Raw genomic sequence first — 12905 nt, forward strand, 5'->3', positions numbered from 1 at the left:
GTATCGAGACCCACCGACTCCCGGAGTCGCCCGCGGAGCGGGCTGCTCGATCGGCAGGAGCCGCCGTCACACCGCGCGGCGCAGCACCAGCACCGTCACGTCGTCGTCGTTCGCGCCGCCCTCGGCGCGCGCGCTGATCCGCGCGACCGCGTCGGCCGCATCCGTCGACTGCGACACGAGCGCGGCGACGTGCCGGAGCGACTCCACCCGCCCGTCGTACAGGTCGAGGATCCCGTCGCTGCAGCTGACCAGCGAGTCGCCCGGCAGCAGCACGAGCTCGGCGGTCGCCCAGGCGTCCTCGCCGATCCCGACCGGCAGGTTGTGCGAGGCCAGGCGGTCCCACGACCGGTCGGCGCGCACGTGCAGCGTCAGCCCGTGCCCGGCGTCGAGGTAGCGGACGACGCCGGTGGTCTCGTCCAGGCGCGCGTGGAACATCGTGGCGAAGGAGGCGGTGTCGCCCAGGTCCGAGGCGAGGCTCTCGGAGGCGCGCGACGCGGCCACCGCGAGGTCGTCGTGGTTGCGGGCGCTGCGTACGACCGCGCGAACGGTGGCGGCGATGATGCCGGCTCCGACGCCCTTGCCCATCACGTCGCCGACGGTGAAGGCCGCCCCGCCCCGGATGTCGTACCAGTCGAAGAAGTCGCCGCCGATCGCGCGCGAGGGCAGGCACACGCCGGCGAAGGCGTAGCCGTGCAGCTCGGCGCGCTCCTTGGGCAGCAGCGCCTGTTGCACGGCCGACGCCTGGGTCAGCTCGAGGTGCGTGAGCTTCTCGCGCGCGCTGATGTCGGCGACGCGCTCGCGCGCCATCCGGGACAGCTCGTTGACGACCAGGGCCGCGAGGCCGAAGGCGCCGGCCGAGAAGACGCCGCGCGCCAGCTCGTTGGGGTTCTCCTCGAGCGTCGACCCGAGGAGGAACGGGAGGACGAGACCTGCGACGACTCCGAGGCTCGCCAGGGCGATGTGCCGTCGGCCCGGCCCCGCCGCGACCCACACGGTGGGCAGCACGGCGAGGGAGGCGAAGATCGACGCGCTCTCGCCGGTCGCGAAGCGCAGCACGCCGACGGCCAGGAAGTCGATCGCGGGGATCACCAGCGCCACCCGGCCCAGCGCGTCCGTCCGCGGCATCACCGCGGCCAGCGCGGTCGCCGCGACCATCATCAGCACCGCCGCGACCAGCGCGGTCGCGCTCGTGACCACGAGGGTCGGCACCGACACGCTCAGCGCGACGGCGACCAGGAACAGCCCGAGGACCGGGAGCTGCTTGACCAGCGGGGTCTGCTCGTCGAACCCGTTCGCCGTCAGGGCGAGGGAGTCGACGGGCGGCAGCTCCCGGACGCGGCGGCGGGCGAGGACCGGTCTCACGGCGCGGGGCGGTGCTTCGCGATCGTCCAGACGTTGCGCCCGTGCTCCCGCTCGTGCTCGAACGTGTCGACCAGGGCCTGGATGAAGGGGATCCCGCGACCGGACTCGGCGAACTCGTCCGGCATCTCGACCACCGTCTCGGTGTCGACGAGCGGCGGGTCGGCGGTGTCGACCAGCGTGGCCCGCAAGACGTGCTCATCCGCCACGAGGCTCAGCTCGCAGATGATCGTGGTCGTCGAGGAGGCGTGCTGGACCACGTTCGAGACGAGCTCGACGAGCGCGGTCTCGAACATCATCCGCTCCATCTCGTCGACGTCGGTGCGGTCCTGCCACAGCGTCTCGAGGGCCGAGTGCACGGTCTCGACACCGTCCGGAGGAGTCCGGAAGACGACGGAGCGCTCAGACACGGTAGGCGTCCTCGGCGCTGTCGAAGCTCGCCAGGACGCGGTCGAGGTTCGAGAGCCGGAGGACCATCGAGACCTGCGGGCTCGGGGAGGCGATGCGCAGGTCGCCGCCCGCCTGACGGGCGCTCTTGAGGCAGCCGACGAGGGCGCCGAGTCCGGAGGAGTCCATGAACTCGATGCCGCTGAGGTCGACGACGACGCGGTTCTCGCCCTCCTCGATCACACGCAGCACGAGGGTGCGCAGCTCGGGGGCCGAGACCATGTTGAGCTTGCCCTCGCCGCGGACGACGGCGATGTCGGGCTCGATCTTCTCGGTGGTGAACGTCATGCGGACTCCTTCTCGGGAACGGGGGACTCCTCGGGGGAGAAGCCCTGGTAGTGGACGGCCTGGAACAGGACGCTGAGGACGACCAGATCGTAGATCGCCCAGGCGATGTTGACGCCCGTGCCGATCGGCTCGGCGCCGTTCACCAGGAGGTGGAAGGTGCCGACGACGATCGCGATCACGAGCAGCACCATGACCACGAGCTGCACCTTGATCAGTCTCCACGGTGTGCCGGTCGACTCCTGCCGCGTCTTCGGGGTCACGGCGAAGCCGAGCGGGATGCGCAGGATCACGTTGTTCACGGCGGTCCGGCACGCCTCGATCCAGACCGGGAACAGGGCGAGGCTGTACTGCTGGCCCCGCCAGGTGGGCGTGCCCTTCGCTGAGACGAGGAACAGCAGCTGGTTCGCGATCATGAACGGGATGAACCGGACGAAGAAGTCCGCCGCGAGCGAGGACACCGGCAGGATCCCGAGCACCAGGAACACGATCGGCGCCGCGAAGTAGACGACCGCCGCGTAGCCGCTGAGGTAGCTCCACATCGTGGCGAAGTACATCAGCCGCTGCGGGATCGAGAGGGCCCGCTGCAGCAGCGGGTTCTCGCGGAGGAACACCTGCATCGTGCCCTGCGCCCAGCGCAGCCGCTGCACGAGCATGGTGCCCGCGTCCTCGGGGGCGAGGCCGTCGGCGAGCAGCTCGTGGTGGTAGACGGTCTTCCAGCCCAGGCCGTGCAGGCGCATGCAGGTCGCCATGTCCTCGGTGACCGAGATGGTCGCCAGCGGCATGATCGGCTGCGCCTCGTCGGGCCGGTCGACGGCGATGCCCTGCAGCACCGCCTGCACCGACTCGAGCGCGTTCAGCGGCGAGAGGTCGCGGTCGGCGAGCGACGAGACGATCTGCTCGATGTCGACGATCGTGTCGCCGTCGCCTCCGTCGGCCCGCGCGAGCGCGCGGATCTCGGCGAGGTCCTCCTCGAGGCCGGCGACGTCGGAGGCGACGAGGGAGTAGCTCGCCTGGTCGACGGCGCGGTGCAGGTCGTAGGTGATCGAGCCGATCGGCGCTCCGGAGGCGAGCGCGGTGCGCGCGTGCGCGATGGCCGCCGACACGTCGTCGAGGGCGCGGGCGACCGCGGCGTCGCGGGCGGCGGGGTGCGAGCGGGCCTTGGCGACGGCGCGGGAGGCGGTGCGCAGGGCCCGCGCGATGCTCCGGTCGAGCTCGCGGATGTAGCCGGTGATGCCGAGCTGCATCAGCGCCTCGCGGCGCAGCATCGCGTTCGAGCCGCAGAAGAAGGCGGCGTTCCAGCCGTCCTTGCCCTGCTGGATCGGTCCGTAGAACAGCGGAGCCTGGCTGCCGAGCGGGTCGCCGGTGGCCACGTTCGAGAAGACCTGCGGGGTCTGCACGAGCGCCACCTCCGGGTCGCGGAAGTAGCCGAGCGTGTGCTCGAGGATCTCGGGCCGCGGGATCTGGTCGGCGTCGAGGATCAGCAGGAACTCGCCGGTCGTCTGCTCGAGGGCGTTGTTGAGGTTGCCCGCCTTCGCGTGCCGCGGCATGTCCTTCCACGCCTGCGAGCGGGTGATGTAGCCGAGCCCTGCGCCCTCGGCGGCGGCGCGCATCTCGGGCCGGTCGCCGTCGTCGAGCACCCAGGTCGAGTGCGGGATCCGCGCGGCCTGCGCCGCCAGCGCCGTCTCCATGACGAGCTCGATCGGCTCGTTGTAGGTGGTGATGAAGATGTCGACGGTGGCCTCGGGGTCGGGCTCGGGGGGAGCCGGCCGGCCACGGGCGCGCCACATCGTCATGCCGTACAGGCACACGTCGATCAGGCTGTAGGTCTCGGCCGCCACCAGCGGCACGGCGATCCACCAGGCGTCCCAGTTCAGCGAGGCGATCCAGCGCCAGGTGACGTAGTTGACGCCGAGCACGATCGTGAGCAGCACGATGATGCGCAGGAGCAGCATGCGCGCCGGGGAGACGAGCGTGCTCTCGGTACCCGGCCCCGTCACTCCGCTCGTCTTCTTCTCGTCGTCCCGGTGGGCGCTCATCGCGGCACGATCCCGAACAGGAAGCGCGTCTTGACCATGACCCAGAGCAGGGCCAGGACGACGACGTAGGCGAGCGAGTCGATCACGATGCTCCCTCGATCGAGGAACGGGAGGTTGGCGACGATCAGCACGAAGAGCACGTGCATCACGAAGACGTAGAGGGTGGCCTGGCCGAGCGGGATGAGGAACCAGCCCAGGACCCGGTGGATCGGCTTCCAGAGGACGCTGAGGAGCGCGTACCCGGTGATCGTCACGAGCAGCACGTTCAGCACGCGGCCCGGGTCGAGCGTGGTCCGCTCGAAGGCGACGGAGTAGATCGACGAGAACGTGTTCGCCGGCACGAGGTCCAGCCGCAGGTCGTAGGCGCTCGAGAGGTACGGGTTGTTCCACGAGAACAGCGCGAGCCCGACCGTGGCGATCACCGAGACGGCGAGCACGATCCGCCCGGCGCGGGTGGCGAACCAGCCCAGGATCTCGCGACGGTGGAAGCCGGCGACCATTCCCGTGACGAACAGCGCCTGCCAGGTGAGCAGCGGGAACGAGTCCTCGAACTGCGAGGGCAGCAGGCGCAGGCCGAGCAGCATCTGCAGCACGTAGAGCCCCCAGCTCACGGCGAGCACGAGGATCCAGCGGCGCCGCGAGAGCGCCCACAGGATCAGCGGCGCGAGCGCGAGCATCACGACGTAGAGGCCGAGGACGTTGACCTGCCACGGTCCGATGCGCAGGAGCGCGAGGTCCACGATCACCGACGGATCGACGGGGTAGCGGACGAGCCCGTCGAAGCCGGAGTAGAGGTCGTAGACGCGTCCCGTGGCCTCGCTGCCCGCGGCTCCGGTTCCCTGGTCGACGTAGGTCGTCGCCGGCACGGCGTTCAGGAACGGCACGAGGCTGACGAACCCGACGATCAGGGTGACCGCGATCGCCGTGACGTAGAGCTTCCAGGCGCGAGCGCCGGTGCGCAGCGTCACCTCGCCGATGCCGCCGCCCACGATCTTCGGACGGTGCACGAGCCCGAGGACCGCGCCCGAGAGCAGCACGAACAGCTCCGCTCCCGAGACCATGCCGATCGCCTCCTGCGTCGCGTTCTGGAACACCGAGACGAGGGCGAGGTGGTTGATCACGACGAACACGATCGCGCCGCCGCGGAGGAGGTCGATCCGCAGGTCGCGCGAGGGCGGCCCGACGTAGGCGAGCCGGCTCGTGCGGCCCCGGAGCAGTCCCCAGACCGTCAGTGCGACGGCCGCCAGCAGGACGGTCGCCACGACGATCCACGCGGCGGCGCCGTCGATCGTGCCGCCGCCCGTGCTCACCGGCCCGGCCGTGCCGTAGGGGGCGTAGAGCGGGCCGAAAACGAGCTCGCTGCCGGCCGCATCGGCGCGGAACGCCGAGGCCGTCTCCTCGCTGGTCGAGATGCTCCAGTCGATGACGACCTCGCCGACCACGGCGCGGGCCGACGACGAGTCGCGCCACAGCACGACGTCCAGCAGCGGGTGCTCCTGCTCGGAGGCGGCCGCGAGGACCTGGCGCCACCACTCCTGCTTGATCTCGAGCGCACCGGGCCCGCCCGCGCCGGGGCTGAAGAACGCGGCCGTCTCGAGCATCATCGGGGTGCCGGTCGCGGCGGCGAAGCGCTCGTAGAAGTCGAGGTCGCCGCCGCCGTCGAGCGCCGTGTCGAGGGCGCCGGCGCGCGGCACCTCGTTCAGCGGCTGCCCGCCTCCGCTGGGGTCGTGGTAGGCCGAGAGTCCCACCCAGTCGACGTACTCGTCGCCCGGGTAGTACGGGCCGTACGGGTCGTCACCGGCCGCGAGCCGGCCGTCGCCGTCGGTGTCGAGCGCCGGGTCGGCTCCGTCCGGCTCCGCCGTGAAGGGGTAGGCGCCGCCCGCGACCGGGGACCACACCACGACGGCCCCGGGAAGCTCGGCGCGCACGGCCTCCGAGAAGAGCCGGAACGCGTCGATGTAGGCGTCCGGATCCTGGCCCCACTGCACCCAGTCCGCGTTCATGTCCGGCGCGAAGCGCAGGTAGAGCGGCAGCGCGTCGTCCTGGCGGGCGCGGGCGAGAGCATCGACCGTCTCGGCGGCGTCGGCCTCGTCGAACCCGACGAGGTCACCGGAGGGGCGCAGCGTGATCGCGGCCAGCGCGCCCTCGCCCTCCGCCTGCCGCAGGAACTGGGCCAGGTACGTCGTCTCGTCGTCCGAGACCGGCAGTGTGGCGGAGTGCTCGAGCACGGCGGCCGAGGCGCCGAGGCGCTCGCTCTGCTGCGCGGCGCTGTCGATGCTCCAGTCGAGGCTCGCGCCGAAGTAGGCGCCGGAGTCGGGCACGAGCACGTCCGCGGACGGCGCGCTCTCGGCGGCGGCCGCCGCGGGCGCGCCGAGGAGGGTCAGGGCGAGGGCCGACGCCGCCAGGAGGAGGACGCGTGCTCGGTGCGGGTGACCGCGCTTCACGTGCGGGTCACCACCAGCACCGTGATGTCGTCGAGGGCCTTCTCCGTGGCAGCGAGGGCGCGGATCGCGTCGAAGAACTCCTGCGTGCTGCCGCACGAGCGGGCGAGCGCGGTCGCCTCGGCGAGCGACTCGAGGGTGCCGTCGTAGAGGTCGAGCAGGCCGTCGGTGAACGAGACGAGGGAGTCACCGGGCGCGAGCTCGACGGTCTGGTCGGCCCAGCCGCCCTCCGGGGCGATGCCCAGCGGCAGCCCGAGCGACGCGAGGCGCTGGAACGAGCCGTCCGGGCGCAGCAGCACCGACAGGCCGTGGCCGGCGTCGACGAAGTCGAGGCGCCCGGTCGCGGTCTCGAGCCGCGCGTGGAACAGGGTGGCGAACGTGCCGGTCACCGCGAAATCGTCGAGCAGCTGCTCGTTGACGGCAGCCACGGCGACGCTCGGCGTGGATCCGGAGCGGGCGTGGAACGCCGAGCGGACTCCCGCACCCACGATCGCCGCGGCCGCTCCCTTGCCCATCACGTCGGCGAGGGTGAGGTCGATGCTCTCGTCGTCACCGCGCCAGCTGTAGAAGTCGCCCGCGAGCCCGTGCAGCGGGATCGACAGGCCGGCGAGCTCGTAGCCCGCCGGGTGCGTCTCGTCGGCGGGGCTCAGGCGCATCTGCACGTCGGCCGCGCGGTCCCGCTCGACCCGGTCGCGGAGCTCCCGCTCGACCCAGTCGCCCAGCTCGTCGAGCAGCGCCTGCTGATCGGCCGAGAGGTCTCGCGGCACGAAGTCGAGGAGGCAGAGCGTTCCGACCGCGAGGTCGGCCTCCACCATCAGCGGGCGGCCCGCGTAGAAGCGCACGTGCGGGGCTCCCGCGACGTTCTCGTGCTGCGCGAACTCGCCGTCGGTCCCGAGATCCGGGATGACGAGCATCCGCTGCTCGCGGAGCGTCGCGTCGCAGAAGGTGCCGGCCCGCGGGTACTCGAGCGGCCAGCCGGGCAGCTGCGGCGACTTCGTGAAGAGGGTGGTCTCGTCGAGGAAGTGGATCTCGGCCACCGCCACGCCGAACAGGTCCTTCGCCATCCGGGTGATGCGGTCGAAGCGCTCCTCGGGGGGCGTGCCCATGATGTCCAGCTCGTCCAGGGCGGCGAGCCTCGGATCCGGTACTCGGTCTCCCAGCATGGCGTGACTCCTCCGGTCGACGGTCCCGAGCGCGGGCGATCGGCACCGCCCCAGCGGTGCACCCACGACTCTGCACGGAGGTTCGGCGCCGGTGCGCGGATAGATGGGAATCGTCACAGAAACACCCACTGACGGGGGGTCGGGGGCGACGTCGTCCTCTGCTGGTCGCGGCGTATCGAGACCCATGTCTCCCGGGCGGCGGTGGATCTCGATACGGCCGCTGCGCGCCCTACTCGATCAGCAGGGAGCGGGCCCCTGCAGGGCTCGGCGATCAGCACGGAGCGGGCCTCCCTCCCCCCTTTGCTGGTCGAGTAGCCCCGCAGGGGCGTATCGAGACCCGCGCGTCCCGGGCGGTGGCGATTCCGAGACGGCCGCCGCCGCGCCCGTCACTCGAAGAGCGAGAGGGTGAGCACGGAGTCGTACTGCCCGGCTCCGACCGTGGGCAGGGTCTTCAGGGTCAGCTCGGCGTTCGCCGTCCAGCTGCCCTCCTCGGCGATGGCGGCCGACTCGTCGGTCTTGGCCAGGAGCTCCTGGTCGACGAGTCCCACTCCGTTCACGCCCCCGTCGAGTGCCGGGTCGACGACGTCGCCCTCGGCGACGAGACCGGACTCGCCGCCGTCGAGGAGCGCGGGAGCCCAGCCCAGGTTCTCGGCTCCGATCGTCCCGCCGGTGGTGCTGGTGAAGTCGCTCGCCGATCCGAGGACGTACCAGCCGGCCTCCTCGGGGATGTCGGCGGGATCGCGGGTGTCGGTCACTGTCACGGTGGGCAGGGTGCCGGTGAATCGGCGGGTTCCGGCGTCCGATCCGTTCTCGGTCAGAGCGGTCGATGTGCCGGCGACGGTCATCGAGAGCGCACTGGAGGTGAGCGGGGCGATGTCGACGCTGACGTCGACGTCGTTCGTGTCGATCTCGATCTCAGCGGCGGCCGCGGTGCCGGCGACGCCGAGGACGAGGAGTCCTCCGGCCAGTCCGGCGACTCCGCGGGTCAGGAGGGAGCGGTGGGTCATTCGTGGTTTCTCCGTTCATCGCGCCGACGTCGTGGCCGGCGGGAGCAGGGTCGTGGGAGCGGCTAGCGGCAGGTGGCCGCCGCGTAGGCCGCCGTCTGCTTGTCCGTGACCTTCGCGCCACCGACGACACCCGACGAGTCGACCGTCACGGACCCGGCCTGCACGGACGCCTGACGCGTCGTGAAGGAGCCCGTGGCGTTCGCGCCCGGGGCGACGGCCTTGACGGTCTTGGTGCCGAAGGCCGACGTCATCACGACGTCGATCGGCGCGGACCCCGTGTTCTTGGCCGTGGTCGTCAGCACGACCTTCCCCGCGATGCACCGGGTGCTCGAGGAGGCGACCACGGACAGCTTCGCGGCGGAGGCCACGAGCGGCGTGACCGAGATCCTGTCGATGTTCGGCGCGTACTGGGACACGAGCTGGACGCCGGGGAAGGTGTCCGAGAGGTAGGTCACTCCGTCGAAGCCGGGCAGCTCCTTCGAGGTGATCTCGATGACGTTCGTGCCCTTCTTCAGCGTGACGGGCACGCTGAGGTCCCACAGCTGGTTCTGGTGGAACGTGTGCGGGAACAGGACGCGCTGCGTGACTCCGTTGACCGTGATGTCCGCATGGCGGGCGATCGGGTCGGGGTTGTAGTGCGTCGCGGGGGACTGCTCCTCGTTGGAGTAGCGCAGCGTCAGGGCGTACGACCCGTCGGCTGCGGCCTGCACGTCGCCGAAGACGATCTTCGACGCTCCGTCACGACCGCCGCCGATCTGGCCGACCGCCTTGCCGCCGGAGGCCAGCGAGAGATCGCGGACGACGGCCGGACCGGTGATGGTGGCGGCTTCCGCCTCGTACGACGTGGTCGCCTGGGGCGCGACGGCCTTGCCGATCACGACGCGGTCGACGAGGAGCGTGCCGCCGGTGCCGACGACCTCGATCTTGTTGACGCCGCCCGAGAGGAAGATCTGCTGCGTGCTGCTGGCGCTCACCGCTCCGATCTTCACGCCGTTGACCCAGAGGTCGCCGGTGCCCCCGCCGAGGGTGTCGACGGTGACCGAGGAGGGGGCGTCCTTCGCGCTGTAGGCCCAGACGACGCTGCTCGCGCCGGTGGTGAGCTTCGCGGTGCCGGAGCCCGAGACGCCGGTGCGGGAGTAGTCGGTGGTCGCTCCGCTCTCGAGCGTGCTCACCTCGGACTCGTAGATCGTCGAGGCGGCCGCGGCGCTCGGCAGCGACAGCTCGATCTTGTCGACGATGCCGTCACCCTTCGTGCCCTTGGTCCCGGCGAGGTTCTTCGCCGAGAGGCTGATGGTGTGGGTGCCGGCGGTGAGCTTGACCTTGGTGTCCACGTGGTCCCACACGACGAACTTGTAGGCGAGCGGGAGGTAGATCTCCTGCTCGGCCGCGCCGTCGACGGTGAGGAACGTGTTGATCGGACCCTGCTCCGCGTTGGCGGCGAAGGTGTTCTGCGAGTTGCCGAACACGCTCAGGTCGTACTCGCCGTCCTTCGGGACCGTGACCTGGAAGTCGACCTTCAGGTCGCCGCCCGTGCGGAAGCCGCCGATGTTGCGACCGCCGGACGTGTAGAAGCCGCCGACATTGCTGGGCGAGCCCTCGGGCCCGTTGAGGAAGCGCTGCCCGGTGAAGGGAGCGGTCTCGGCCTCGTACTTCTGCCGGAAGTCGACAGGAGACGCGGACGACGCGGTCGCGTTGGCGCCCGGGGTGAGGATGACCTCGTACGCCGAGTCGATGTCGAGCGCGGGGAGGGAGCCCCCGAAGTCGAGCGAGACGCTGCCGTTGACGGGCGCGACGTCGAACTCCTTCACCGTCTGCGGCGCGCCGGAGTCGCCGACCTGGCCACTCCAGCGGATCTCGTTCACCTTCACGTGCACCTTCGAGCCGAAGGTGGCACTGGGGATGCGGTCGAAGCCGACGGTCTGCGGTCCGCCGGAGCCGCCGAAGATCGCGCGGGCCTGCTTGAGGTCGGTGTCGAGGGTCGCGACGCCCTGCAGCGTGTAGCTCTCGCCGGGCTTCGGCGGAGTCACCGCGACGGTGTCGCCGCTCATCTGCGCGTAGGCGTTGAGGAGCCACCACTGGCCGTTGGCGCGGTTCGCCTGGACGGCGGAGTCGCTGAGGTTGCCGTCGATGTTCCAGTAGGCGATGTCGCCGTCGACCTTCTTGTCCTCGAGTGCGCTGATCCACTGGATCATCTGCCCGGGGACGGAGGTGTGGTAGTTGAAGGCGTACTCGTTGAGGTTGATGGGGAGGTGCTTCCCCTCGTACTCCGTGCCGACGAAGAGCTCGTCCTCCCAGCCGCGGTAGCGGTCGACGGCCGTGCGGATGACGCCCGGTGCGCTGAGCTCGTGCCAGGTCATGACCTCGGGGACGGTGCCGGCCTCGATCGTGTGGGCGAGGAAGCCCTTCACCTGGTTGAACAGGAGGCTGGTGTTCGGTCCCGAGATCCGGGCGTCGGGCATCTTCTCCTTGATGAGCGCGTGCGCGCGGTCCCAGGCGGCGAAGAAGTCCGTGGGGTCGTTCAGCCAGCTCGTCCCGTTGTAGCTCCACTGCCCGTCGCCGAACATGTTGCCCTCGGGCTCGTTGAACGGCACGAAGACGATGTTGTCCTGGTACTTCTCGTCGAGGGCCAGCACCTGATCGACCTGCGAGGCGATCTTGTCCATGTAGCCGTCGAGCTTCTCCTCGGGCGTGCTGCCGGGCCACTGGTAGGGGAAGCCGCGGTAGATGTCGGTCATGTAGATGTAGGTGTCGCCGTCGGACGTGTCGGCGACGGCCTTCGCGACGTCGAGTGCGTCGGCACCCGGGTGCTGCGGCCCGTCCTGCGCCTTGGTCGAGACGGTGCGCAGGTCGATGCCCTCGAGGAGGTTGTCGGAGGGGAGGCCTTTCCCGTAGACGCCGTAGAGGGTGCCCGAGGCGCCGCCCATGAAGTCGCCGGTCGGAGCTCCGAGGTCGATCGTCATCTCGCCCGCGGTGCGGACGGCGACGGTCGCGGTGACGGCCTCGCCGGTCTCGGTGACGACGCCCTTCACGGTGAACGTGCCGCGCGCCGCGTAGGACGAGGCCGGGACCGCGTCCCAGGTCACGGGCGCCGGCCGCTCGATGCCGTCGGAGTAGCGGGCCGGCACTCCGGGCAGTGCGGGTGCGACGCCGATCGCGGTCGTCACGTCGACGGACGTCGAGATCAGGCCGGTCACGGTCGGCGCCGCGCTTCCGGCGAGTCCGCGGATCTGATCGGCGGTGAGGACCCGGTTGTAGACGCGGAAGTCGTCGATCGCCCCGTCGTAGTAGGGGTGCACGTTCCAGAGCGCGCGGCCGATGTTGCCGCTCTTCGATGCAGAGCTCGAGAAGAGCTGCGCGGCGAGATCGACCGAGGCGGGGGCCGTCGCGACCTGCAGGCCGTTGACGAAGAGGACGATCGAGGTGCCGTCCATCGTCGCGGTGAGGTTGACCCACTGGTCCTTCTGCAGCGGCGTCGTGCTCGAGACTCCCGCCTCGCCTCCTCCGCGCAGCTGCTTGATGATCGCCCGAGCGTTCCCGTCTCCGTCGGTGAACGAGGGAGAGAAGGCCGAGGCGGCGTCGGGGCTGATGCCGAGGCACCAGAGCCACTGGAAGCCCTCGGTGCCGGACCACTTGGTCCAGGCCGAGACCGTCGTGGCGCTGACGCCCTGGAACAGCCCGTTCGGCACGGTGATGTAGGGCGCGGTGGTCGAGTTCGCCGCTCCTCCGGGGAGGTCGATCGCCTTGGTGCCCGCGGTGCGGCCTTCGATGTAGGCGGCGCCGGCGCTGTTCACGACGGTGCCGTTCAGCTTCTTCGAGCCGAGGTCGGTGACGGTCGCTCCGTTCACCTGGCCCTGCTCGAAGTCGTACTTCAGGAGCAGGGCGTCGGCGGGGATGGCGGTCTCGGCCGCCACGGCGGCCGGTGCGCTGGGGAGCGCGACGGCGAGGGCGGCGATCGTGGCCGCGCTCAGGGAGAGGGCGAGCGTGCGTGCTCCGCGCCTCCGGGGGGACATCGTTGTCACAGGGATCTCTTTCTGTGGGGCGGAACCGGCCGATCAGGAGGCGCGAGCCTCACGACCACTGGTCGACGGCGTCGCTGCCTCGAACCGGTTCGACGACCGTACGATCGAACGCTGTCGACGCACAAGGGCACCCGTGCATTTCCTC

At 70.8% G+C, this 12905-nt stretch carries 8 protein-coding genes; all 8 read right to left on the reverse strand.

Annotated elements, in window-relative coordinates; all coding sequences use genetic code 11:
• Positions 1–66: 66 nt before the first annotated feature.
• The 8 genes from ASF48_RS01420 to ASF48_RS01455 all read right to left on the reverse strand — a co-directional run bounded on the left by ASF48_RS01420 (position 67) and on the right by ASF48_RS01455 (position 12751).
• A complete protein-coding gene (locus ASF48_RS01420; protein WP_055785275.1) occupies positions 67–1362 on the reverse strand; it encodes a PP2C family protein-serine/threonine phosphatase in 1296 nt (431 codons plus the stop codon).
• On the reverse strand, positions 1359–1769 hold the full coding sequence (locus tag ASF48_RS01425; protein ID WP_055785278.1) for an ATP-binding protein: 411 nt from the start codon (positions 1767–1769) through the stop codon (positions 1359–1361). Before ASF48_RS01425 ends, ASF48_RS01420 begins: the two co-directional genes overlap by 4 nt.
• The gene (locus ASF48_RS01430; RefSeq protein ID WP_055785281.1) at positions 1762–2094 is read right to left on the reverse strand and encodes an STAS domain-containing protein; all 333 of its coding nucleotides are present in this window, start codon (positions 2092–2094) and stop codon (positions 1762–1764) included. The genes ASF48_RS01425 and ASF48_RS01430 overlap by 8 nt, the downstream gene beginning before the upstream one ends.
• Positions 2091–4046 (reverse strand): glycosyltransferase family 2 protein, encoded by a 1956-nt coding sequence (locus ASF48_RS01435; protein ID WP_055788721.1) that lies wholly within the window; start codon positions 4044–4046, stop codon positions 2091–2093. Before ASF48_RS01435 ends, ASF48_RS01430 begins: the two co-directional genes overlap by 4 nt.
• A gap of 80 nt (positions 4047–4126) precedes the next feature.
• The gene (gene opgC / locus ASF48_RS01440; protein WP_055785284.1) at positions 4127–6574 is read right to left on the reverse strand and encodes an OpgC domain-containing protein; all 2448 of its coding nucleotides are present in this window, start codon (positions 6572–6574) and stop codon (positions 4127–4129) included.
• On the reverse strand, positions 6571–7734 hold the full coding sequence (locus ASF48_RS01445; protein ID WP_055785288.1) for a PP2C family protein-serine/threonine phosphatase: 1164 nt from the start codon (positions 7732–7734) through the stop codon (positions 6571–6573). The genes opgC and ASF48_RS01445 overlap by 4 nt, the downstream gene beginning before the upstream one ends.
• Positions 7735–8120: 386 nt before the next feature.
• On the reverse strand, positions 8121–8741 hold the full coding sequence (locus ASF48_RS01450) for a hypothetical protein (protein ID WP_055785291.1): 621 nt from the start codon (positions 8739–8741) through the stop codon (positions 8121–8123).
• 62 nt (positions 8742–8803) lie between these two features.
• The gene (locus tag ASF48_RS01455) at positions 8804–12751 is read right to left on the reverse strand and encodes a LamG-like jellyroll fold domain-containing protein (protein ID WP_082480907.1); all 3948 of its coding nucleotides are present in this window, start codon (positions 12749–12751) and stop codon (positions 8804–8806) included.
• Positions 12752–12905 lie beyond the last annotated feature (154 nt).

The organism is Rathayibacter sp. Leaf299, from assembly GCF_001423055.1.
In the GTDB taxonomy this organism is placed as follows: domain Bacteria; phylum Actinomycetota; class Actinomycetes; order Actinomycetales; family Microbacteriaceae; genus Rathayibacter; species Rathayibacter caricis.

Excerpts from the sequence above, each read along its gene's own strand:
- ASF48_RS01435 (WP_055788721.1), bottom strand. The coding sequence starts at position 4,046 with ATGCTGCTCCTGCGCATCATCGTGCTGCTCACGATCGTGCTCGGCGTC.
- ASF48_RS01450 (WP_055785291.1), bottom strand. The coding sequence starts at position 8,741 with ATGACCCACCGCTCCCTCCTGACCCGCGGAGTCGCCGGACTGGCCGGA.
- ASF48_RS01455 (WP_082480907.1), bottom strand. The coding sequence starts at position 12,751 with ATGTCCCCCCGGAGGCGCGGAGCACGCACGCTCGCCCTCTCCCTGAGC.
- ASF48_RS01445 (WP_055785288.1), bottom strand. The coding sequence starts at position 7,734 with ATGCTGGGAGACCGAGTACCGGATCCGAGGCTCGCCGCCCTGGACGAG.
- ASF48_RS01430 (WP_055785281.1), bottom strand. The coding sequence starts at position 2,094 with ATGACGTTCACCACCGAGAAGATCGAGCCCGACATCGCCGTCGTCCGC.